23 protein-coding genes are annotated in these 21,447 nt (G+C 67.7%); 16 read left to right on the top strand and 7 right to left on the bottom strand.

Features of this window, described 5'->3' with window-relative positions:
- The first annotated feature begins 119 nt into the window (after positions 1-119).
- A complete protein-coding gene (locus NOV74_RS13875) occupies positions 120-1,739 on the top strand; it encodes an LTA synthase family protein (protein WP_257313642.1) in 1,620 nt (539 codons plus the stop codon).
- Positions 1,740-2,173: 434 nt separating this feature from the next.
- On the opposite strand, the gene rpsR is transcribed toward NOV74_RS13875, so the two are convergent.
- The 6 genes from rpsR to NOV74_RS13905 all read right to left on the bottom strand — a co-directional run bounded on the left by rpsR (position 2,174) and on the right by NOV74_RS13905 (position 5,715).
- Complete coding sequence (rpsR, locus tag NOV74_RS13880) at positions 2,174-2,440, bottom strand: 30S ribosomal protein S18 (RefSeq protein ID WP_026853069.1); 267 nt, start codon at positions 2,438-2,440, stop codon at positions 2,174-2,176.
- Entirely contained in the window at positions 2,437-2,826 is a 390-nt protein-coding gene (rpsF, locus tag NOV74_RS13885) for a 30S ribosomal protein S6 (protein WP_257313647.1), read from the bottom strand. Before rpsF ends, rpsR begins: the two co-directional genes overlap by 4 nt.
- Positions 2,827-3,045: 219 nt before the next feature.
- On the bottom strand, positions 3,046-3,654 hold the full coding sequence (gene pth / locus NOV74_RS13890; RefSeq protein WP_257313650.1) for an aminoacyl-tRNA hydrolase: 609 nt from the start codon (positions 3,652-3,654) through the stop codon (positions 3,046-3,048).
- Between the two features lie 74 nt (positions 3,655-3,728).
- A complete protein-coding gene (locus NOV74_RS13895) occupies positions 3,729-4,364 on the bottom strand; it encodes a DUF6448 family protein (protein ID WP_257313653.1) in 636 nt (211 codons plus the stop codon).
- Positions 4,365-4,389: 25 nt separating this feature from the next.
- Positions 4,390-4,983, bottom strand: a complete 594-nt coding sequence (locus NOV74_RS13900; protein WP_257313656.1) for a TetR/AcrR family transcriptional regulator — start codon at positions 4,981-4,983, stop codon at positions 4,390-4,392.
- Between the two features lie 87 nt (positions 4,984-5,070).
- On the bottom strand, positions 5,071-5,715 hold the full coding sequence (locus NOV74_RS13905) for a 50S ribosomal protein L25 (protein ID WP_257313659.1): 645 nt from the start codon (positions 5,713-5,715) through the stop codon (positions 5,071-5,073).
- Positions 5,716-5,937: 222 nt separating this feature from the next.
- On the opposite strand from NOV74_RS13905, the gene ppk1 reads away from it, so the two are divergent.
- From ppk1 to NOV74_RS13930, 5 genes are all read left to right on the top strand, one after another.
- Complete coding sequence (gene ppk1 / locus NOV74_RS13910) at positions 5,938-8,070, top strand: polyphosphate kinase 1 (protein ID WP_257313662.1); 2,133 nt, start codon at positions 5,938-5,940, stop codon at positions 8,068-8,070.
- A gap of 160 nt (positions 8,071-8,230) precedes the next feature.
- Entirely contained in the window at positions 8,231-9,265 is a 1,035-nt protein-coding gene (locus NOV74_RS13915) for an Mrp/NBP35 family ATP-binding protein (RefSeq protein WP_257313665.1), read from the top strand.
- Between the two features lie 37 nt (positions 9,266-9,302).
- On the top strand, positions 9,303-9,746 hold the full coding sequence (locus tag NOV74_RS13920; protein ID WP_257313667.1) for a PaaI family thioesterase: 444 nt from the start codon (positions 9,303-9,305) through the stop codon (positions 9,744-9,746).
- A 55-nt stretch (positions 9,747-9,801) separates the two neighbouring features.
- Positions 9,802-10,791, top strand: coding sequence for a potassium channel family protein (locus NOV74_RS13925; RefSeq protein ID WP_257313670.1), 990 nt, complete (start codon positions 9,802-9,804; stop codon positions 10,789-10,791).
- Complete coding sequence (locus NOV74_RS13930; protein WP_257313672.1) at positions 10,754-12,826, top strand: monovalent cation:proton antiporter family protein; 2,073 nt, start codon at positions 10,754-10,756, stop codon at positions 12,824-12,826. Before NOV74_RS13925 ends, NOV74_RS13930 begins: the two co-directional genes overlap by 38 nt.
- Before the next feature lie 26 nt (positions 12,827-12,852).
- Here NOV74_RS13930 and NOV74_RS13935 read toward each other — a convergent pair whose 3' ends face one another.
- Entirely contained in the window at positions 12,853-14,346 is a 1,494-nt protein-coding gene (locus NOV74_RS13935) for a M20/M25/M40 family metallo-hydrolase (RefSeq protein ID WP_257313674.1), read from the bottom strand.
- 103 nt (positions 14,347-14,449) lie between these two features.
- Between NOV74_RS13935 and NOV74_RS13940 the strand changes: the two genes are divergently transcribed.
- The 10 genes from NOV74_RS13940 (at position 14,450) to arsM (ending at position 21,445) form a co-directional block, all read left to right on the top strand.
- Positions 14,450-14,839: an ArsR/SmtB family transcription factor gene (locus NOV74_RS13940; protein ID WP_257313677.1), complete on the top strand. Its 390-nt coding sequence runs from the start codon at positions 14,450-14,452 to the stop codon at positions 14,837-14,839.
- A complete protein-coding gene (locus tag NOV74_RS13945; protein ID WP_257313680.1) occupies positions 14,836-15,174 on the top strand; it encodes a hypothetical protein in 339 nt (112 codons plus the stop codon). Before NOV74_RS13940 ends, NOV74_RS13945 begins: the two co-directional genes overlap by 4 nt.
- Before the next feature lie 116 nt (positions 15,175-15,290).
- Positions 15,291-15,920 carry an arsenite efflux transporter metallochaperone ArsD gene (gene arsD / locus NOV74_RS13950; protein WP_257313682.1) on the top strand — a complete coding sequence of 210 codons (630 nt, stop codon included), beginning with the start codon at positions 15,291-15,293 and terminating at the stop codon, positions 15,918-15,920.
- A gap of 9 nt (positions 15,921-15,929) precedes the next feature.
- Entirely contained in the window at positions 15,930-17,678 is a 1,749-nt protein-coding gene (arsA, locus tag NOV74_RS13955) for an arsenical pump-driving ATPase (RefSeq protein WP_257313685.1), read from the top strand.
- A complete protein-coding gene (arsB, locus tag NOV74_RS13960; protein ID WP_257313688.1) occupies positions 17,675-18,793 on the top strand; it encodes an ACR3 family arsenite efflux transporter in 1,119 nt (372 codons plus the stop codon). The genes arsA and arsB overlap by 4 nt, the downstream gene beginning before the upstream one ends.
- A 3-nt stretch (positions 18,794-18,796) precedes the next feature.
- Entirely contained in the window at positions 18,797-19,207 is a 411-nt protein-coding gene (locus tag NOV74_RS13965) for a rhodanese-like domain-containing protein (protein ID WP_257313690.1), read from the top strand.
- Positions 19,207-19,689, top strand: a complete 483-nt coding sequence (locus NOV74_RS13970) for an arsinothricin resistance N-acetyltransferase ArsN1 family B (RefSeq protein WP_257313694.1) — start codon at positions 19,207-19,209, stop codon at positions 19,687-19,689. The genes NOV74_RS13965 and NOV74_RS13970 overlap by 1 nt, the downstream gene beginning before the upstream one ends.
- 10 nt (positions 19,690-19,699) lie before the next feature.
- Positions 19,700-20,119 carry an arsenate reductase ArsC gene (locus NOV74_RS13975; protein ID WP_257313697.1) on the top strand — a complete coding sequence of 140 codons (420 nt, stop codon included), beginning with the start codon at positions 19,700-19,702 and terminating at the stop codon, positions 20,117-20,119.
- 71 nt (positions 20,120-20,190) lie between these two features.
- On the top strand, positions 20,191-20,526 hold the full coding sequence (locus NOV74_RS13980) for an ArsR/SmtB family transcription factor (RefSeq protein WP_257313701.1): 336 nt from the start codon (positions 20,191-20,193) through the stop codon (positions 20,524-20,526).
- 67 nt (positions 20,527-20,593) lie between these two features.
- Positions 20,594-21,445 carry an arsenite methyltransferase gene (gene arsM, locus NOV74_RS13985; protein WP_257313703.1) on the top strand — a complete coding sequence of 284 codons (852 nt, stop codon included), beginning with the start codon at positions 20,594-20,596 and terminating at the stop codon, positions 21,443-21,445.
- The last annotated feature ends 2 nt before the right edge of the window (positions 21,446-21,447 follow it).

Consider the following 21,447-nt stretch of genomic DNA (forward strand, 5'->3'; position numbering starts at 1 on the left):
TCCAAATTTTCTGACCACAGTCCCAAAGCCGGATCAAAATGGGTGCCTTGATTTTCCCATCTTCAACCATTGCTACTAAGGGTGTCGGGTGTTCACAGTGACTTAATCCGGAGCCTCCCATGGTCACGGAATCGATCCTGCCCAGGACTCTCAAGCTGACCCGACAGGCGCAGGTGGTGATTGCATGCGCACTGTTGGTGGCGCTATCGCTGTGGATGAATCCCCAGATCCCCCAACGCATGGCCTCCTTGGCGAACCCGCTGAAACAGCTGATCTACTTGGTGGAGATCCTGGCCGCCCTCCTGGCGCTGGTGGGTTGTGGGTTCGCCCGTCGCCGGTGGGCGATCCTGGGCGGGCTCTTCTTTTCAGTCAATTTTCTGGTCGGCACCTCCTTCTTCAGGATCAGGGGAAGGCCCCTGACCCTGGTCGATGGGAAGACCCTGCTGGAATCAGTCGGGAACACAGGGGATGCACTGTCCCAATTCACGGTACCCATCTTCATCGTGGTGCTGCAGATCCTTGGCGTGCTGGCCCTGCTCATCTGGGTGCGCGCCGCCCTGCGAGCCAGGAACAGCCTCCCCCTGATTACCGGCAGCCTGACTGCGGCCGTGATGTACGTTGCGATCCTGGCCATCGGTGGAGATACGGCCTTGAACGGCTTCCCCATGCAATTCCAGGCGGGCCTGCACGCCGGGACCTTGGCTGTCGATGCCGCAGCGCGCCGATGGGTGCCAGATGGGAAAGCCGCTGCGGCGTTCCAGCGCGTTCCCCTCGACCCTGCTGTGCGGCATCTCGTTCTCGTCATTGACGAATCGGTGGAAGGGAGCGTGTTCAGGGACATGGTGGATCAAGCCCACCTGCCGTACCTCCGGAATTTCGGCCTGGGGTACAGCTTCGCCAATTCCAGCCCCGCGTCGAACCTGATGCTCAGGAGGGGCGCGGATCCGAAAGACGCCGGGACCTCGCTCCGCCACTTCCCCAGCCTGTTGCAGATGGCGAAGGAGGCGGGATTCCGCACCGCCTACATCGATTGCCAGGGGGTCCTGAAGGATGTGGCCGTTCAGGACTATTTCGATGACCTGGAGAGATCCTATATCGACGAAGTGGTGCCGTCCGGGGCGTTGGGTGTGCGGACGTCACGGGACCTCAATGCCATCCCCGCCCTGATCGGACAGTTGGGGAAGGCAGGGCGGACCTTCACCCTCATCAACAAGGTCGGCATCCACTTCCCCTATGCGCACAGCCTTCCGCCTGAGCTGTCCGGCGTCCCGAACCCCTATGCTGTCGCCATCTCCCGGAGCTCGTTGGCGTTCCTGGTGGGCCTGGCCGGGCGGCTTCCGGAGGGCACCCTGGTGTTCTATACCAGCGACCATGGGCAAAATTTCCAGGCCAAGGCGCCCCACGGGAATCTGCCTGGAGAATGCAGCCCTTCCGAGTGGACCGTGCCGGTGATTCTGCTCTCCAGCTCTGATCTGGCCGGCAGGCTCAAGGGGGTCGACCCGCGGTGGCAGGACCACGCCTCGCACGCCTTGATGAGCGAATCCATCCGGAATCTCCTGGGCCAGCGGATGCCTGGAATGCCCACCCTCTGGTCCGCCCCCAGCCCTGAAGACCTTTCCCGGCACCGGGCCTTCTACGGTTCGCCCATGGGCTTGTTCGGGAAACCGATTTCCTATCTGACCATCGACATGGATCGGCGCGTGTTCCTGCCCCAGTCCGGGGCACCGGCCGCCCCATGAACCTGGTGGGCAGTCCGATGTTTGCGCCACTGTTGCACGAAGGCCGAGAATGAAAAAGCGGGGACGCTAGCCCCCGCTTTTCGGTACCAACCATCCTGACCAGTCCCAAACTTCCTGCGGAAGTTCGGGACTAGGCGCTACAACGTCCGAGCAGGCTCGGCCTAACAGCGCCTAATCCGTGGCGAACGGCAGCAGCGCGATGTTGCGCGCGCTTGATGGCTTCCACAGAGGCTCCATCTCCGCGAGCGGAGCGAGTGGGAGGGCACGCCGGGGGCGTGCCCGTCAGATGGAGGCGCGGTGGTGGACGGCAGAAGGCGACCGACCCCGAAGGGGCGGCAGGGCTCCAGTGGAGCCCTGCCGAGGGAGGCTTTCGTGCGGAAACGAAGAGGGGGCCGAAGGGCCCCCTCTTCGTTGAAAGTCCGCCAGCGCCAGGACTAGTCCGTGGCGAACGGCAGCAGCGCGATATTGCGGGCGCGCTTGATGGCTTCCACGAGGGCGCGCTGGTGGACGGCGCACACGCCGCTGGTGCGACGGGGCAGCACCTTGCCGCGCTCGGGGGTGAAGGCCTGGAGGGTCTTCACATCCTTGTAGTCGATCATGGTGGACTTCTCGACGCAGAACTTGCAGAACTTCGCGCGTCGTCCCCCAAAAGCCTTCTTCTTCTTGGGCTTGCCCTTCTTGGCGTCAGCTCGGCGCTTCATCCGACCACCTCCTCAGGTGCACGATCCTTGATGCCGGCCTGGGCTTTGCGCTTGGCTTCGCGCTCGATGCGCTGCTTGGCACGGCCCGCGGCCTTCTCGGCCTCGTCCAGGCGGACGCTCATGTACTTGATGACCGAATCGTTGTTGCGGAAGCGGCGCTCCAGCTCGGCGATGAGGTCGGGCCCGGCGTTCATCTCGAAGAGCGTGTAGTAGCCCTCGCTGAACTTCTGGACTTCGTAGGCCAGTTTCTTGCGGCCCCACTTGTCGGTCTTGAGCAGTTCGCCACCCTGCTCCGCAATGATCCCCTCGAACTGCTTGACGAGCTCATCGCTCTGCTCGTCCGTCAGCGTGGGGGAGGCGATGAAGATGGTCTCGTAATGACGCATCTGTCCTCCTTGTGGATGTGAAGCCCCCCACTGGTTTCCGGGGAGCAAGGAAGACGCCCTCCAGCGGAGGACGCGAACAGGTAGTTTCGCGTGGAAAGGCAGGAAATTCAATGAAAAGTCTGGAGTGTGGAGCTGGGAGGTCCGACCTCCTGGTACGACCCTGCGGGCCGCGCGTTTGTGTTGCCTTCGGGCCGTTCGGGGTGGGGCGGCCGCTCCGGTTCAAACGGCCCCGCCTCCGGATTCCGGACTTATGGCTCCAGACTGCTCCCAGAACGCGGCGGGATTCACCAGGTTGGCCAGGTTGCTCAGGTCTTCCGACTGGCCGAGCAGATCCAGGAACTTCGCGAAGGGGGCGTCCAGGGCCTCAATGCGCTCCCATTCCGGATCCGTCCAGTGCTCCAGCACCCAGTCCACCAGAGGGCGCTGGAAGGGGCCGATGCCCAGGCGCAGGCGAGGAATGTCCATGGTGCCCAGGCACTCGAAGACGGAGCGGAGGCCGTTGTGGCCCCCGCTCGAGCCGTCCAGGCGGAAGCGGCCCGTGCCCAGGGGCAGGTCCTTGTCGTCATAAAGCAGGACCAGCTTCCGGGAGTAGATGCCCGCGGCCTCGGCCTGGGCGCAGGCTTCGCCGGACAGGTTCATGTAGGTGGCGGGCACGAGGGCCTGAAGCCGGTCGGTCAGGGGATAGAGCGTGCCGGAGGGGAATCGCTTCGCGGGAGAGGGCGACAGGTTGCGGTCCGCCAGCCAGCGCTGGAGCATGAGCCGGCCGAGGTTGTGGCGGGTGTCCTGGTAGTCGGGGCCGGGGTTGCCGAGGGGAACAAGGGTCCACATGGGTTGAAGCTACCAGCTATCGGCCCAGACACGAGCGGGCGCCTCTAGGCGCCCGCTCGCGGAAGGAAGGGCCTTCAATGCTGGTGATGGGGCTTGGTCTCTGCCGGCGCGGCGCGGCGTTCCGCCTCGGCGGCTTCGGCGGGGGCGCCGCCAGCGGCCGCGCGGTAGACGCCGTCCACGTAGTGGATGAAGTCCACGTAGGCGGCCACGGCCTGGCGGCCGGCGGCCACATCGGCCGGGGCCGGTCCCCGGGTGGCGCGGGCCTGCTTGAACCGGGCCTCGAGACCAGGCTTGAGAACCCCGTGCATGAGGTCGAACACGGGCTTCATGTCGCCAGATGCCAGGGCCTTGTCCGCGGCGGGGATGGCCGGGCCGACATCCAGGCCCGCGGGCTTGAGGCCCATGTAGGGGGCGCCTTCGCCGGCCCGGTGGATGCGCACCAGCGTCTCGAAGAAGTAGGCTTCGGCCAGCTCCCGGGCCTCGGGGCCGAGGGCGCTGACCTTGAGGGTGCGGGCGAAGGCGGCGCGGATCTGGGCCTCGTCCTCCGCCGTCACCCAGGCGAGGACCGGGTTCACATCCCCCTTGGCCAGAGCCGCCTTCGCGGCAACGACCACGGGGCCGTCGAGGGCGTCGCAGTGGGCGCCCAGAGGCAGGGCGGACAGGCCGGCCAGCAGGGCCGTCAGCAGGATGGGGAGGAGAGGCTTTCGCATGGGAACTCCGATAGGTACCGCCGGTTCAGCGGGCGGGAGGGGGTTGGAGGATGGTGCGGAGGGTGGCGCAGGTGTCGGCGGCGTCGCCCGCGCGGCCATGCCCTGCGGCCTGGGAGTAGACCAGGTGCATGAGCATGCCGAAGACCACCGCCAGCAGGGCTTGCGGCGGCAGGTCGGTGCGGACGGCGCCTTCCCGTTGGGCCTCCGTGAGCGCCTCCAAGAGGAAGGCCTGGGTCCGGGTGACCACCGATCGCAGGCGTGCGGCGGCGATGTCCGGCAGCGCCAGCGAGAACTGCTCGGAGAACATCAACCGCCCGATGCCCCGGGATCCGCCCACCATGTCCGCGCGGGCCTGGAGCAGGGCCAGGATGCGCTCCAGAGGGGGGGCCGTTGCGGGTGGGAAGGTGGTGAGGATGAGCTCCTCCACCCGCAGCACCACTGCCTCCAGGATCTCCTCCCGGTTCGCGAAGTGACGGAAAGGTGCCCCGCTGCTGACCCCAAGTTCCCCCGCCAGGGCGCTGGTGGTCAGGGCGGTGATGCCCCGAGTCTCGATAATTCGGAGTGCGGCCTCCGCAATTTCGGCGCGCTTGGGGGTGAGTTCCAGGGCAGGTCGGGCCATGTTTTGATTGTAAGTAAGTACTTACTTTTGTCAAGGGCCAAAAAAACGGGCACCGCAAGGCGCCCGTTTTTGCTGACAGCCAGGAAGCTACTTCTTGTCTTCCTTCTTGCCCTTCTTGGCCACTTCGGGCTCGGCGGCCGCAGGGGCAGCGACGGCTTCCTCCTCCTCGGCGGCCTTGCCACGGACGGAGCAGACCGTCTGGTGGGCATCGCCGATGAAGGCGACGTTGGGCATGAGGGTGATCTGCTCGAAGCGGATGCTGTCACCCACGGCCAGGTTGGTCACGTCCACGTCGATGTGGGCGGGGATGATGCTGGGCAGGCACTCGATCTCGATCTCGCGGTGGGCGAAGTCGAGGACGCCGCCCATGCTCTTCACGCCGATGGAGGTGCCGACCAGGCGCACGGGCACCTTCACGCGGACCTTGTGGGTCATGTCCACGCGCATGAAGTCCACGTGGCGCAGGCGGCTGGTGATGGGATCGCGCTGCAGGTCCTTGATGATGACGTGGCGCTTGATGTCCGTGCCCTCGCGCTGGAGGAACATCACGGAGTTCATGCCGGCGTCGCTGGCCAGCACGCGGGCCACGACCTTGGGGCTGATGGCGATGGCGACGGGGGCCTCGTTCAGGCCGTAGACCACGGCCGGAATCATGCCGCTCTTCTTGAGGTCGCGGATGGCGGCCTTGCCGAACGTATCGCGCTTGGGGACGATCAGGACTTCCTGGGACACGGGATTCCTCCTACCTGGCAGCGCCGGCCCTCATGGCTTGGCTGCCCTCTCGTTGGGGTGGGTCCGGGCGGACCGTACGGCGTCTCCTCATGGAGGGCCGAACTTCCGATTCTGCCCTAGAAAGCGCCGGAAACAAAGGATGATCTTGGTGAATGACGATCTATGGCCTGTAACATCAGGTCGTTACATCCGGAGGTTACGCTCCGGCTCCAGAGGCCACCCGTGTTCCACCCCATCCCCCGTCCCGAGGAACTGCTCAACCGCGAGCTGAGCTGGCTGGATTTCAACGCCCGGGTCATGGAGGAGGCCGAGGATCCCACCGTGCCCCTGCTGGAGCGGGTGAAGTTCCTCAGCATCGTCTCCAGCAACTGGGACGAGTTCTTCATGGTGCGGGTGGCGGGCATCTGGCGGCAGATCGACGCAGGCATCAGCCAGCCCGGCCCGGACGGCCTCACGCCCCGCCAGCTGCTGGAGCGGGTGTCCTCGCGGATCCACGCCTATTCGGCCCGTCAGCACGAGCTCTTCCACGCCATCCTCGAACCGCAGCTGGAGGTCGCGGGCATCCGCATCCTGGATCCGAAGGATCTGGACGAGGCCCAAGAGGCCTTCGTACTCGACTATTTCGAACGCAGCCTCCTGCCGCTGATCACGCCGCTGGCCGTGGACACGGGCCACCCCTTCCCACGCCTGGGCAACCGGGCCCTGGTGCTGGTGGTGGAGCTGGTGCCGGACGAGGACCTGCTGGACGGCGACCTGCCGGCCTCGGAGCTGTCCTTCATCCATGTGCCCACGGGCCTGGCCTCCCGGTTCCTGCGATTGCCTTCCGCGCCTGGAACGCATGTCTTCATGATGCTCGAGGATGTCGTCCGGCATCACCTGTCCCGCCTGTTCTTGGGCTACACGGTGAAGAGCGGGCATGCCATCCGGGTGACCCGCGACTCCGATCTGCCCGTGGAGGAGGACCCCTCCGAGGACCTGCTCAAGACCGTGGAGGAGAGCCTCCGCGACCGCCGCCGTGGCGCTGTGGTCCGCCTTCAGTACGAGCACGGCCTATCGGCCAAGGTGCTGGACATGCTCATCGAGGAAATGGAGCTGAGTCCCGAGGACCTCTACCCGAGCCTGGGCCTGACGGCCTTTTCGGATCTCATGCAGCTCTGCAGCCAGCTGGACCTGCCCCACCTCAAGGATGCGCCGCTGCCGCCCCTGCCCGTTCCGCAGCTCGACCAGGCGGGCAGCCTCTTCGACATCATCACCAGGAACGACATCCTGCTGCACCACCCGTACCAGAGCTTCGACGACAGCGTGGTGCGCTTCGTGCGCGAGGCGGCGGAGGATCCCAAGGTGCTGGCCATCAAGATGACCCTCTACCGGGTGACGGCGAACAGCCCGGTCGCCGCGGCGTTGGAGCGCGCCGCGGAGCGCGGCAAGCAGGTGGCGGCCATCGTGGAGCTGCGGGCCCGGTTCGACGAGGCCGCCAACATTGCCTGGGCCCGACGCCTGGAGAAGACCGGCGTGCATGTGGTCTACGGCCTGCCCAATCACAAGATCCACTGCAAGGCCTGTCTGGTGGTGCGCCAGGAGGCGGCTGGCATCAAGCGGTACTGCCATCTGGGCACGGGCAACTACAACGAGCGCACCAGCCGGCTCTACTCGGACCTGGGCCTCTTCACCGCCCGGCCCGAATTCGGCGAGGATCTGTCGAACCTGTTCAACATGCTCACGGGCTACACCCGTCCGCCCCGGTTCCACCAGATCCTGCTGGCGCCCCAGCACCTGAAGAAGGCCCTCAAGGTCCGCATCCAGCGGGAGATCGGCCATGCCCAGAAGGGCCGGCCCGCCCGCATGGTGCTCAAAATGAACGCCCTGGTGGATCCCCAGCTCATCCAGCTGCTCTACGAGGCCAGCCGCGAGGGCGTGAAGGTGGATCTCATCGTGCGGGGCACCTGCTGCCTGCGGCCCGGGGTCCCGGGGCTGTCGGAGAACATCCGGGCCCTGTCCATCCTCGACCGTTTCCTGGAACATGCGCGGATCTACCACTTCGCCAATGATGGGCAGCCCGAAACCCTGCTTTCCAGCGCCGACCTCATGCCGCGGAACCTCGACCGCCGGGTGGAGCTGGCCTTCCCCTTGGTGGATCCGCTGCTGGCGGCCCAGGTGATGGAGATGGTGGAGCTGCAGCTGCACGACACGCTGAAGGGCCGCGTCCTCGGTCCCAATGGCGACGTGCTGCGCCGGGGTCTGGACCCCCAGGATCCACCCCTTCGCAGCCAGCTCCGGATCTACGAGCACACCCTCCTCGCCAGTGGGGTGGGAGCTTTGACCCAGAAGCTGGGGCCGCTGGATCCCGATATTTGAAACCGGGAAAAAGGCGAACTAGGCCTAGAACGGAATCCTCAGCCGGATTGATCCATTTTCATGACTTAATTCCTTTTCGCACGCCCGCAGTGCGTTTCGCGCTTTTCGCGGGTTCAGCCCTTGGCGGCAGCCATGTCAAACTGATGGGCTGGAGATCCGCATGACGAAGATCAGCCGCGCCGCCCTGTTTGAAGCCCTCAACGCCTATGTCGTCCCCGGGACCAGTGCCACGCTCACGAACTTGAAGGCCGTGAAGGGCATTGATGTCACCGAGGGCAAGGTGACCGTGCTGCTCCAGCTCATGGATGCCTACCGGGACCGCGTGGCGGTCATCAAGCAGGCGCTGGAGGAGCTGATCCTCAACCAGCCCGGCGTCACGGCGGCGGACATCGAGATCGGCTGGGAGAAGACGGCCCAGGTGGAGTTCAAGAACCTCATCCCCGGCATCAAGCGCTGCGTGGTGGTGGGCTCAGGCAAGGGCGGCGTGGGCAAGAGTACCGTCACCATCAACCTCGCCATCGCCATGGCCCAGCTGGGCCTCAAGGTGGGCCTGCTGGATTCGGACATCTACGGCCCCTCCGTCCCCATGATGATGGGGCTGAAGGACTCGCCCCTGGGCACACCTGATGGCCAGATCCTGCCCCTTGAGAAGTTCGGCATCAAGGTCATGTCCATGGGGCTGCTCATCGAGGAGGACCGCCCGGTCATCTGGCGCGGGGCCATGCTCAACAAGGCCCTCCAGCAGTTCCTGAAGGACGTGGCTTGGGGCGACCTGGACGTGCTGCTCATCGACCTGCCGCCCGGCACCGGCGACGTGCAGCTCACCCTCATCCAGAACGCCCAGGTGGACGGCGCCGTCATCGTCAGCACGCCCCAGGACGTGGCCTTCCTCGATGCCAAGAAGGCCATCGGCATGTTCGGTACGGTGAAGGTTCCGGTGCTCGGCATCATCGAGAACATGAGCAGCTTCATCTGCCCCGGTTGCGGGCAGGAGACCCAGATCTTCGGCCACGGCGGCGTGAAGGCTGCTGCCATCCGAATGGAGTTGCCGTTCCTGGGCGAGGTACCCATCGACCTGGCCATCCGCGAGGGCGGGGACAGCGGCAAGCCCTTCGTGGCGGAGCACCCCCACAGCGTCCAGACCAAGGTCTTCCAGGACATGGCGGAGACGCTCAAGGGCGTGCTGAAGCTCTGATCTGCGCAGGAGGCTCGAGATCGGGCTATCCTGAGACATGCCTAAGCCGCAGATCCCCGAGACCCTCGCGCCGGATCTCCTGGAGCGTCTGCGCGCACGGTTCCATCCCTGGCCCCTTATCAGCGACTGGGGGCTCACCATCGAAAGCGTGGAGCCCGGCCAGGCGGTGATGGTGCTCCAGCCGACCAAGGCGGTGATCAACGGTACCCGCGGCACGGTGAATGGCGGGGTGCTGGCCACCATCGCCGACATGGTGAGCGCCCTCGCCCTGAGCACGGCCTTCGACGGCGCCATGCCCTTCGCCACCTCGGATCTGCACATCCGCTACCTGGAACCCGCCCGGGGCGAAGTGCGTGGTGAGGCCCAGGTGGTACGGATCTCCGGCCGCAGCGGCATCCTTGCCTGCCGGCTCACCTGCGGGGACCACCTGGTGGCCCACAGCACGGCGAATTTCGCCATCAAGCCCGGGATCGGGGGGTGAGATGAAGGTCGGGGCGCCCTTCCCTGAAGAGCGGGACGCGCGGCAGGACGGCCCGATGAGGCGCCTGCGCCACACCATGGCGCTGCTGGTGGCGGTCATCGTCTGCGGGGGGCTGGGCTACCACTGGCTGTCCCACCTCAATCCCCTCGACAGCCTCTACATGGCCATCACCACCCTGTTCACCGTGGGCTTCCGCGAGTTGGGCGAGGTGAATGCCTGGACGAAGCTCTTCACGATCTTCTACCTCGTCGTCGGTCTGGGCGTTGCCACCTACGCCATCTCGAACCTGACCGCCCTGCTCCTGGAGGGTGACCTCAAGGGCTACATCATGGAGCGCCGCATGCAGAAACGCCTGGACGACCTCAAGGATCACATCATCGTCTGCGGCTTCGGGAAGATGGGCTTCCAGGCCGCCTGGGAGCTGAAGAAGGCCGGCGTCCCGTTTGTCATCATCGAGCAGGACGATACCAAGGGCCGCAGCCCCCGCTTCGCTGGCGAGCTGATCCTCTACGGCAATGCCATGGATGAGCTGACCCTGGAGCGTGCGGGCATCCGCTCGGCCCGGGGCCTCATCACGGCGCTCACCACCGATGCCGACAATGTGCTGGTGACGCTCACGGTGAAGCAGCTGCGACCCGACATGCCCGTGGTGGCCCGCAGCGCCAAGCTGGGCACCGAGCGCCAGCTCAAGGCCGCCGGCGCCGATCACATCGTGAGTCCCTACGAGATCGGCGGGCGGCGCATGGCCGGCCTGCTGCTCAAGCCCGAGATGATGAACTTCTTCGACATCGTGCTGCAGCAGGAGCAGTTCGAGCTGGGCCTGGAGCGCATCGCCATCGCGCCGGGGTCGGCCCTGGTGGGCCAGACCATGCGGGAGGCCCGCCTGCGCCACGCCACCGGCTCGCTGCTCGTGGGCCTGGTTCATCCCGGTTCGAGGTTGCAGTTCAATCCCTCCGGCGAGGAGCGCTTCCAGGCCGGCGACGAGCTGCTGGTGATGGGGCCTTCCGATGCCCTGGAAACCCTCACTCGGCTGGCCAAGGGCTGAGGCCGTGGAAGGCCACGCCCGGCTCCTGCTGGACCTGGCCATGGTGCTGGGGGTCGCCGCGCTGACCTCCGTCCTGTTTCAGCGGTTGAAGCTGCCCACCGTCCTGGGCTACCTCCTGGCGGGCATGATCGTGGGCCCCCATGTGCCCGTGCCACTGGTGGCGGACCTGGGCAACGTTCGGCTCATGGGCGAACTGGGCGTCATCCTGTTGATGTTCGCCATCGGCCTGGAGTTCAGCCTGCCGAAGCTGCTCCATGCTGGACCGCCGGCCCTGCTCACCGGCACCCTCCAGGTGGGCACCCAGCTGGTGGTGGGCTTCCTGGTGGCGCGGCTGCTGGGCTGGCCCCCGCTGGAGAGCGCCTTCTTCGGGGCCAGTCTGGCCATCGCCTCCACCATGATTCTGGCCAAGCTCTTCGATGAGCGGGGCCTCCGCGGTCCGCTCAAGGAGACGGTAATGGGCGTCCTGCTGGTGGAGGACCTCCACGCCGTACTGCTGCTGGCGGCCCTCACGGCCGCGGCCTCCATGGGCGGGCCCAGCGCCGGGGCCATCGCCACCACCGTGCTGAAATTGGTGGTGTTCCTGGCAGTGTTGGTGGGCGCGGGACGGCTGGTGGTGCCCCGCGGCGTGCGTTGGGTGGCGGATCATGCCCGCGACGAGGTGCTGCTGGTGGTCACGGCGGGGCTCTGCTTCGGCCTGGCCCAACTGGCCGCCTGGGCAGGCTTTTCCGTGGCCATGGGAGCCTTCGTGGCGGGCATGCTGGTCTGCGAATCCGGCCGGGGACGCAAGGTCGAGCACCTGGTCCATCCCCTGCGGGACCTCTTCGCGGCCATGTTCTTCGTGGCGGTGGGGATGCTCATGGAGCCCACGGTCGTGCTGCGGGACTGGCCGCTGGTGCTGCTCTTCTCCGCCCTGGTCATCCTCGTGAACGCGGTCTCCGTCACCGTGGGCGCCACGCTGGCGGGTCTGCCCCTGGCCCTGGGCTTGCGGGCCGGGCTCGCCCTCGGCCAGGTGGGGGAATTCGGGTTCATCCTCCTCAGTGCCGGCATCGGCCTGGGCGTGGTGGATCCCTCTCGCTATGCGCTCCTGGCGGCCATCTGCGTGGCCACGGCCCTGGCCACGCCGGCCCTGCTGTCCGCCGGGGACCCCGCGAGCCGCCTCGTGGCGCGGCACCTGCCTGCGGCCCTGAAGACCTACCTGAGCCTCTACCAGTCCTGGGCCGCGACCCTCCGCGCTCCGGCTCTCCGCAAAGCCCCTGGTGCCGCGGTGCGGCGGACCTTTCTGCACCTGCTATTGGACGCCATCCTCATCGGCCTGGTGGGGGCCCTCGCACCGCGGGTGGTGCGTATGAGCGCGGCCTGGCTCGAGGGCCACGCCTTCGGACACACCCTGGCCCAGGGGGCGGTGTTGCTGGCGGCGGCGATCCTGGTGGGCCTGCTGGTGCGCCGCATGCTTCGTCGCAGTCGGGTCCTGGCGGAGCGTCTGCTGGACCTGCCGGGACCCGGCGACCTGGGCGCCCGGCCCGACATGCGCCGGGCTTTCCGCACAGGCCTGCGCCTCGGTGTGCTGCTGCTCGCGGGCCTGCCTGTGCTGGCGGCCGTACTGGCGCTGATCCCTCTGACCTCCCTCGGGACTTTGAGCGCGGCCACGGCCCTGGCGGTTCCCCTGCTGCTCTGGCGGCGCGCCCGGGGTCTCCAGCGGGATCTCGACGCGGGGGCCGAATGGTTGGGCGAGAACGCGCAGGATCCCTGGGGCCCGCCCGGGACCTCCGCCGTGCCATCCGCCGGCGGCTGGCGCACGCTCCGCATAGGGCCCCACTGCCCCTCCCTGGGCCGGAGCCTGGCGGAACTCGACCTGATCGGCGGTTCCAGCGTGGCCCTGGTGGCCCTCCTGCGGGAAGGGCATCTGGTGGAACCGAGGCCGGAAGTCCTGCTCCAGCCCGGGGACCTGCTGGCCCTCAGCGGTTCCGGCTCGGCCCTGGATGCCGCGCAGGCGGCACTCGGGCGGGAGCCGGAAGCCGGGCACTCCTCGGGTTGAGGGACTGTTTTCTGGGTGGGCTCAGGTCAAGGCCGCCCCTGGGGATTGATGGCGCCCGCCACAGGCTGGGCCGGAAGGTGACCGTGGGGCAGTCGGGCTGGCATTTCCGCCAGTCCCCAGGCGGTGACGGCCATGGCCTGGGCGCCCTGCACCAGCTGGTCCGGTACCAGATGGTCCGGGTAGTCCATCTGGCTGTGGTGGGTGCCCAGGAAGTAGTCCACCGGCTCCTGGATGGCGGCGAAGGCGGGCACCCCGGCCCGGTCGAAGGGCGCGTGGTCGGTGCTGCCCATGGTGCGGAGGGAGAGGTCCTTCACGCCCAGGTCGTTGAGGGGGGCGATGGCCTGGGCCATGAGGCCTCGGCAATTCTCGCGACCCTGCAGCGTGAAGCCTTTCAGCATGCCCGTGCCCATGTCATCGACCAGCACGGCCTGGATGGCGTCCAGTTCATTCTTGTGGGCTTCCACGTAAGCGCGGGAGCCCAGCAGGCCCTGTTCCTCGCCGCTCCAGAGGATCACGCGGAGGGTGCGCCGGGGCTTGAGGCCCGTGGCCTGGAAGGCGCGCAGCACCTCCAGGGAGACGGAACTGCCGGTGGCGTTGTCCGTGGCGCCGGTGCCCAGGTCCCAGCTGTCCAGATGGCCGCCCACGATGACGACTTCCCCAGGCAGCTCACGGCCGGGGATTTCGCCCACGACGTTGTAGGCCTGTACGGGCTTGGCCGAGAAACCGCCGCCCAGAGACAGCTCGAGCCTCACCGGCTCCTTCCGCCCCAGCAGGCGCACCAGCATCTTGTAGGGCTCCTGGGGCACGTAGGCGGCGGGGAGCCCGGGCTTTTTCGGATCGCGCCCGGCCCCACCGCTGGTGAAGCTGAGCCCGTTCTTGCGGCCCGACATGGACAGCGTGGCCATGGCCCCCTCGTCGAGGAGGAACTGCGTCATGGCCGTCTGCTCCGCCTGGTAGGCCTCAAAGTCGCCGCCCCGCCGCGGCAGGGGCGGGCGCTTGTCGTCGGGGTTGGTGCGCAGCAGAATCCGGCCTTTCAGGTGTCCCTTGAAGGCTTTCAATTCCTCCAGGTTCCGGGCGTCCACCATGAGCAGGTCACCCTGCACGGTGCCCTTGGTGCCCGGGGTCCAGGCCAGCTGGTCCACCCGGAAGTGGATGCCGTTGTGGGTGAGCAGGCGCGCAGTGTCGATACCACGGGTCCAGGCCAGGCCGAAATCGTAGGCTTCCTCGTGGACGTTCACGGCGCCGAGCCGCACCATTTCCCCCTTGGCCCAGGCCTGGGCCTGCCTCAGCTTTTCGGAACCCGTGAGACGGGGGCCGATCACGTCGCAGAGGTAATCCACCCGGGCGACCACCTCGGCATGCTCCTTGATCTCCCGGAGCAGCTTGCCGGCGGGAGTGGCCGGATACTCCTTCAGCACTGGCACGGGCGACGGCATCGGCGGTGCGGCCACAAAGGGCGACTGGGCCTGGAGGAGGGTGGCCAGGGCCAACGGCAGCAGGGCGGTGGGGGTCTGCGGCATGGGAACTCCTGATGGGAAAGCTGGTTTCAGCTAATATCAAAAGACGAGGCATGGCAAGTCCTGAGCGGCAGGGTATGATGACGATGTTTCGGGAAATAGCGAAATGACATCAGACCCCCTTCGTCCCCTCGTGGACATCCTCAAGACCTTGGCCCATCCGGTGCGCCTGCGCATCCTGGCGTTGCTGCACGCGGGCGAGCTCTGCGTCTGCGAGGTGGCCGAGGTGCTCGGGCTGGCACCCTCCACCGTCTCCGAACACCTGACCGGCCTGCGCCGGACGGGGCTGGTGCGCGAGTGGAAGGTGGGCCGCTGGGTCCATGTGGCCCTGTCCGACGAGGCCTCCGCCCGCCCCCTCCTGGAGGCTCTTTGGCCGCTCATGGCCGGGGCCGAGGCGGAGCTTTCCCGTGACCGTGCCCAGGCCCTCGCCCTGCGCTGCGATCCCTGCACCCCTTCGGACTGTCCCCCTTCACGCACCCTCCAGGAGCACCCATGACCACCCAGGCCCAGACTGAGACCGCCACCGAATCCGGCCTCAACGAGACCACCCTCAACCTCATCGCGCTCGGGGCTGCCATCGGCGCCAACGCCGAGCGGGCCTTCCGGGCCCATCAGAGCCGGCTGGCCGAGCTGGGCGTTTCCAACGACGACATGATCGAAGCCGTGAACATGGCCCTCCGCGTGAAGGGCGATCCCCACTCGCAGATCATGGCTCTGGCCCAGACGACGCTGGTGGGCGAGAGCGCCGGTGGTTGCTGCGGCGGTGCCTGCGCCTGCGAGGAGGCCGGCGGCCAGAAGGGCGACTGCGGCGACGACTGCGACTGCGGCTAGGGAGCCCTCATGTCTCCGGATCGCCCGCCCACCTCGATCGTACCCTTTCCGGCCTGCGATGGGGCGGGCCGGAGGCTGGAATCGAAACAGGTGAACTCAGCGCCAGAGGAGGTTCCGTGATCCGAGTCCAGGTGTTCGATCCCCCCATGTGCTGCGCCACCGGCGTCTGCGGCCCCTCCGTGGATCCCAAGCTTGTGCGCTTCTCCGCGGATCTGGATTGGGTGAAGGCGCAGGGCGTGGCCGTGGAGCGGTACAACCTCGCGCAGCAGCCCCTCGTGTTCGCCCAGGATCCTGAGGTCAAGGCGGCGCTCCAGGGTGAAAGAGAGAAGGCCCTGCCGCTGATCAAGGTGGAGGGCCAGGTCCGAAGCCGCGGACGCTACCCAGCGAGGGAGGAACTCGCCGCATGGGTGGGACTGGGAGCTCCGGAACCCTCCCTCTTCACGGAGGCGGTCCAGGAACTCGTCGCCATCGGCGCCGCCGTCGCGTCGAACTGCGAGAACTGCTTCAAGTTCCATTACGACAAGGCCCGGCGCCTCGGCGTGTCGCGGGAGGACATGCTCCGGGCCGTCCAGACGGCCCAGAGCGTCAAGCAGGTCCCCGCCAAGTCCGTCCTGAGCCTGGCGGAGCGCTACCTGGCCCAGCCCTCCCGCAGTCGGATCGAGGCCTCGGACCTCGGGCCCGGGCTCGCGGCTTCCTCGATGGAAGACACCGCCGGTACCAACCAGACCCCCAGTTCCTTCTGCTGAAGCGTGTCCATGGCTCTCCTGGTCCCTCATCCCACTCCCCTCCTGTTCTTCACGGGAAAGGGAGGTGTCGGCAAGACCTCCGCGGCCTGCAGCACGGCCATTGCGTTGGCGGATATGGGGAAGCGGGTGCTGCTCGTCAGCACGGACCCGGCCTCCAACCTGGATGAGGTGCTGGGCACGGCGCTTTCCGGCGAGCCGCTGCCGGTCCCGGGGGTGCCGGGCCTCCGGGCTCTGAACATCGATCCCGAGGAGACCGCCCGCGCCTACCGGGAGGGCATCATCGCGCCCGTCCGGGGCCTGCTCCCCGAGGCGGTCGTCGCCAGCATGGAGGAGCAGCTCTCGGGGGCCTGCACCACGGAGATCGCGGCCTTCGATGTGTTCTCCCGCCTGCTGGGCGATCCGGCCCGGACGGCCGCCTTCGACCACATCCTCTTCGACACGGCTCCCACGGGCCACACCCTGCGACTGCTGGAGCTCCCCGCGGCCTGGTCCACGTTCATCGAGACCAATGTCGGAGGGAACTCGTGCCTGGGGCCGCTGTCGGGGCTCTCGGCCCAGCGGGAACTCTATGCGGCCGCTCGGGCCGCCCTCCGGGACACCGAGCGCACCACCCTCGTGCTGGTGGCCCGGCCCGACGAGGCCTCATTGCGGGAAGCGGAGCGCACCCGGATCGAGCTGGCCCACCTGGGCCTCCGGCAGGTCCACCTGATCCTCAACGGCCTCCTCCGGGCGACGGGTTCTTCGGATCCCATCGCCGCGGAGCTTCGGGCCCGGGAAGCCCAGGCCCTGGGCCACCTGCCCGAAGGGCTCCGGGAACTGCTCCGCACGGCCGTCCCCCTGCTTCCCTACGGCCTCGTCGGCCTGGAGGCCCTGCGGAGCATGGGCGGCGACGCCGGCTCGCCGCGAATCGAAGCGGCCGGGGAAGCGGTGGACCCGTCGCGGTTCGACACGCTGGAAGCCCTGGCGGACCGTCTGGCGGCCCAGGGGAAGGGTGTCGTGATGACCATGGGCAAGGGCGGCGTGGGGAAGACCACCCTGGCGGTCCGCCTGGCCCTGCGGCTGGCCGGCGCGGGCTTCCCGGTCACGCTCACCACCACGGACCCGGCGGCCCATGTGGAGGCGGCTGTCGGCGTGCGGCCGCCCGCGCTGCGAGTGACCCGCATCGATCCCGGGCGGGTGACGGAACAGTACCGGGCCGAGGTCCTGGCCGCGGCGGAGCCGGGCCTGGACGCCCCGGGGCGCGCGCTCCTGGAGGAAGATCTGCGCTCGCCCTGCACGGAGGAGATCGCCGTCTTCCGGGCCTTCGCGGAGACGGTGGCCCAGGGCCGGGAGGGCTTCGTCATCATCGACACGGCTCCCACGGGGCACACCCTGCTCCTGCTGGACGCGGCGGAGGCCTACCACCGGGAGGTGCTCCGCCAGTCCAGCGATGTGCCGGAAGCCGTGAGGCAGCTCCTGCCGCGGCTTCGCGATGCGGCCTTCACGCGCATCCTGCTCGTCACCCTACCCGAGGCCACGCCCATCCACGAGGCCATGCAGCTGGAACGGGACCTTGCCCGCGCCGGGATCCATCCCTTCGCCTGGGTGGTGAACCAGAGCCTCACGCCCCTGGCGGTCACGGATCCAATCCTGAAGGCGCGCCAGGCCCAGGAGGCCCGCTTCCTGGATGAGCTCCTCCGCCACACGCCCTCCGTCGTGCTCGAGCCACTCGCCTACCTTGCGACAGATCCCGTCCTATCCCCTGGAGTCCACCCATGACAGCGCCCATGATCGCGCCCAAGCGCCTCGCCTTCCTGGACCGCTACCTGACCCTGTGGATATTCCTGGCCATGGGACTGGGCATCCTCCTGGGCTACGCCGTCCCGGGCTTCAACCGAGCGGTCAACAGCCTCAACGTGGGCACCACCAGCCTGCCCATCGCCGCGGGGCTCATCCTGATGATGTACCCCGTGCTGGCGAAGGTGCACTTCGAGGAGATGGGGAAGGTGTTCCTGAACCGGAAAGTCCTGACCTTCTCCCTCATCCAGAACTGGGTGGCGGGGCCGGTGGTCATGTTCCTCCTGGCGGTGCTCTTCCTCCGCGACAAGCCCGAGTACATGGCGGGCCTCATCCTCGTGGGCCTCGCGCGGTGCATCGCCATGGTCATCGTCTGGAACGACCTGGCCTGCGGGAACCGCGAGTACTGCGCAGGGCTCGTGGCCTTCAACGCCGTCTTCCAAATGCTGCTTTACTCGGTCTATGCGTGGTTCTTCCTCACGGTGGCCCCGGGCTGGCTGGGCCTGCACGGGGTGGCCATCCACATCACCATGGGCGAGATCGCCAAGACGGTCCTCATCTACCTGGGCATTCCCTTCGCCGCGGGTCTCCTCACCCGCCTGGTCCTGGTCCGGATGAAGGGCCACGAATGGTACGACCATCGCTTCGTGCCGGCGATCAGCCCCATCACCCTGGTGTCGCTGCTGTTCACCATCGTGGTGATGTTCAGCTTGAAGGGCGACAGCATCGTCCGGGTTCCCTTCGACGTCGCGCGGGTGGCCCTGCCCCTGCTGCTCTACTTCCTCATCATGTTCTTCGTCTCGTTCTGGATCAGCCACCGGATGGGCGCCCCCTATGGCCACACGGCCACCCTCTCCTTCACGGCCGCCTCCAATGACTTCGAGCTGGCCATCGCCGTGGCCGTCGGCACCTTCGGGATCGCCCACGGAGCGGCTTTCGCCGCTGTCATCGGGCCGCTCGTGGAGGTGCCTGTGCTCATCGGCCTGGTCAACGTGGCCCTCTGGCTGCGGCGGAAGTGGTATCCCGCCAGCGCGGAGGAGGTCGCAGCCACCGGTGGCCCGGCCACCGAACCCTCGACGGATTCCCACAGGAGGTGAACCATGGGCATCTTCGACGGCAGGGGCATGGTGATCCAGGGGCTGCACTTCCTGGCGCCGAAGGATGCGCTGGCCGTGCTGAAGGAGGGCGCGGTCCTGGTGGATCTCCGCCTCGATGAGCTGGCGGAGATGAAGGCCTTCAAGGTGCCCGAGACGATCCGCATCCCCCACGAGGAACTCCCCGGCCTGCTCGCTGAGCTGCCCGCGGACCGGCCCCTGCTCCTGGCCGACAGCTCTGGCGTCTACACCAAGGAAGCCGCGCACCTGCTGCTCGACCACGGCTTCACCCAGGTGGCCTGCCTCAACGGCGGCATGCTCCTCTGGGATCAGGAGGGTCTGCCCGTGGCCACCGATGCCGCGGCCCTCCTCTACGGGCCCTGCCCCTGCGTGCTGCGCCCCCGGAAAGGCCGCTGATGATCCGCTCCGTCCTGCCCATCGACGCCCCGGCCCTGGCCGACATCTACAACCCCTATGTGCGGGGCACCATCATCACCTTTGAGGAGGAACCGGTCTCGGTGGCTGAGATGGGAGCACGCATCGCCAAGGTGACGGCCGCGTTTCCCTGGCTCGTCTGGGAGGAGGATGGCGTGGTGCTGGGCTACGCCTATGGCTCCACCTGGCGGACCCGGCACGCCTACCGCTTCGCCGTGGAGACCACCGTCTACCTGGCCCAGGGCCACCACGGGAAGGGACGGGGCGCCGCGCTCTACGAGGCGCTGCTGGTGGAGCTCAAGCAGCGCGGCTTCCACTCGGCCCTGGGCTGTCTGGGCCTGCCCAACGCGCCCAGCGTGCGGCTCCACGAGAAGCTCGGCTTCCGGAAGGTGGGTCACATGACCGAGGCCGGCTGGAAGTTCGGCGCCTGGGTGGATGTGGGATTCTGGGAACGGATGCTGTGAAGGAGTCACGGTGACCTCGATTCTCTTCCTCTGCGTGGCCAACAGCGCCCGGTCCCAGCTGGGCGAAGGCCTGTCGCGCCAGCTCTTCCCGGGCTTCCGCATCCAGAGCGCCGGAAGCCGGCCGAGCCGCGTGAACCCCTTCGCCATCGAGGCCCTGGCGGAGCGGGGCATCGATGCCTCGACGCACACCTCGAAGCCCGTGTCGGACATCGACCCGGCCTCCGTGGACCTGGTCATCACCCTCTGCGCCGAGGAAGTGTGCCCCGCCTTCCTGGGCCGGGCCGAGCGCTTGCACTGGCCCATCCCGGACCCTGCCAGCGACGATCCCACGCTCACGCCCGAGGACCTGCGGACCCGTTTCCGCGCCGCCCGCGACGAGATCGCCCGTCGCTTGGAGGCCCTGGGGCAAGAACGGGGCTGGGTTTCATGAATTTCGAAAAAAATCGAAATTAGACCTTGCAAGCTATTTCGATAAATCTAGAATTAAGCCAGGAGGAGACCATGACCGGGCGTGTGGAACAGGCGGCAGAGCGGCTGAAGGCCCTCGGGCATCCGGTCCGCTTGGCCATCCTGCGCCGCGTGGTGCAGGGCCCCGAGGCGGGGACGCCCGCCGGAGAGCTGCAGTCGCGCCTGGACATCCCGGCTTCTACCCTCAGCCATCATCTGGCCACCCTCGCCGACGCCGGCCTGGTGCAGGTGGCCCGGGAAGGCACCACGCTCCGCTACCGCGCCGATTTCGGCGTGCTGCACGCCCTCACCGACTACCTCTGGCAGGACTGCTGCGCCGGTGGCGCCGCGGAACCGCCGCCCCCTTCGCCCTGCTGCGACAGGGACTGACCTTCCATCACCCTGGGACGTGGATGCCTCCGGTGTCCCGGGAAACCTCCATCTGAAAGGCCCCACCATGGAACCCGAAACCCTCAAATCCGCCGTCCGCGACCGCTACGCCGGCTTCGTCACCAAGAACCAGGGCTGCTGTGGGCCTGCCGCCTCCTGCGGCTGCGCTCCCGGCGACGCCAGCCTGGATGTGGGCTACGACCCGAAGGACCTGGCCGCCGTGCCCGAGGGCGCCAACCTGGGCCTGGGCTGCGGCAACCCCGTGGCCCTGGCCGCGCTGAAGTCCGGCGAGACCGTGCTGGACCTGGGCTCCGGCGCGGGCTTCGACGCCTTCCTCGCCGCCCAGCGCGTGGGCCCTGAAGGCCGCGTCATCGGCGTGGACATGACGCCGGAGATGATCGAGCGCGCCACGTCCCTGGCCCGGAAGCACGGCTACGGGAATGTCGAGTTCCGCCAGGGCGACATCGAGGCCCTGCCCGTGGACGACGCCAGCGTGGACGTCATCCTCTCCAACTGCGTGGTGAACCTCGCCCCGGACAAGGCCAAGGTCTTCCGCGAGGCTTACCGTGTGCTGAAGCCCGGCGGCCGCCTCCACGTCTCCGATCTGGTGCTGGCTCGGCCTCTGCCTGAAGCGCTGCTCCAGGACATGGACATCTACGCGGCCTGCGTATCCGGCGCGACCCTCAAGGACGACTACCTGGCCGCCCTCCGGGCCGCGGGCTTCGAAGGCGTGGCCGTGACCTCCGAGCGGCGCTTCGGGCTGGATGAACTGTCGCCGGAGCTGATGGCCTTAGCCAAAGAACGCTACCCGGGCATGAGTCCGGAGGAGCTGGAGCAGCTGGCGGGCTCCGTGCTCAGCGTCCAGGTGGAGGCCACCAAGACGGTGAAGGCCTGCTGCGCGCCCGGCTGCTGCGGGTGAGG

The organism is Geothrix fuzhouensis, from assembly GCF_024609325.1.
GTDB classification, from domain to species: Bacteria; Acidobacteriota; Holophagae; order Holophagales; family Holophagaceae; genus Geothrix; species Geothrix fuzhouensis.

Coding starts and splice junctions, on each gene's coding strand:
- NOV74_RS13875 (WP_257313642.1), top strand. CDS start 120: ATGGTCACGGAATCGATCCTGCCCAGGACTCTCAAGCTGACCCGACAG.
- rpsR (WP_026853069.1), bottom strand. CDS start 2,440: ATGAAGCGCCGAGCTGACGCCAAGAAGGGCAAGCCCAAGAAGAAGAAG.
- rpsF (WP_257313647.1), bottom strand. CDS start 2,826: ATGCGTCATTACGAGACCATCTTCATCGCCTCCCCCACGCTGACGGAC.
- pth (WP_257313650.1), bottom strand. CDS start 3,654: ATGTGGACCCTTGTTCCCCTCGGCAACCCCGGCCCCGACTACCAGGAC.
- NOV74_RS13895 (WP_257313653.1), bottom strand. CDS start 4,364: ATGCGAAAGCCTCTCCTCCCCATCCTGCTGACGGCCCTGCTGGCCGGC.
- NOV74_RS13900 (WP_257313656.1), bottom strand. CDS start 4,983: ATGGCCCGACCTGCCCTGGAACTCACCCCCAAGCGCGCCGAAATTGCG.
- NOV74_RS13915 (WP_257313665.1), top strand. CDS start 8,231: ATGACGAAGATCAGCCGCGCCGCCCTGTTTGAAGCCCTCAACGCCTAT.
- NOV74_RS13920 (WP_257313667.1), top strand. CDS start 9,303: ATGCCTAAGCCGCAGATCCCCGAGACCCTCGCGCCGGATCTCCTGGAG.
- NOV74_RS13925 (WP_257313670.1), top strand. CDS start 9,802: ATGAGGCGCCTGCGCCACACCATGGCGCTGCTGGTGGCGGTCATCGTC.
- NOV74_RS13930 (WP_257313672.1), top strand. CDS start 10,754: ATGCCCTGGAAACCCTCACTCGGCTGGCCAAGGGCTGAGGCCGTGGAA.
- NOV74_RS13935 (WP_257313674.1), bottom strand. CDS start 14,346: ATGCCGCAGACCCCCACCGCCCTGCTGCCGTTGGCCCTGGCCACCCTC.
- NOV74_RS13940 (WP_257313677.1), top strand. CDS start 14,450: ATGACATCAGACCCCCTTCGTCCCCTCGTGGACATCCTCAAGACCTTG.
- NOV74_RS13945 (WP_257313680.1), top strand. CDS start 14,836: ATGACCACCCAGGCCCAGACTGAGACCGCCACCGAATCCGGCCTCAAC.
- arsA (WP_257313685.1), top strand. CDS start 15,930: ATGGCTCTCCTGGTCCCTCATCCCACTCCCCTCCTGTTCTTCACGGGA.
- arsB (WP_257313688.1), top strand. CDS start 17,675: ATGACAGCGCCCATGATCGCGCCCAAGCGCCTCGCCTTCCTGGACCGC.
- NOV74_RS13965 (WP_257313690.1), top strand. CDS start 18,797: ATGGGCATCTTCGACGGCAGGGGCATGGTGATCCAGGGGCTGCACTTC.
- NOV74_RS13970 (WP_257313694.1), top strand. CDS start 19,207: ATGATCCGCTCCGTCCTGCCCATCGACGCCCCGGCCCTGGCCGACATC.
- NOV74_RS13980 (WP_257313701.1), top strand. CDS start 20,191: ATGACCGGGCGTGTGGAACAGGCGGCAGAGCGGCTGAAGGCCCTCGGG.
- arsM (WP_257313703.1), top strand. CDS start 20,594: ATGGAACCCGAAACCCTCAAATCCGCCGTCCGCGACCGCTACGCCGGC.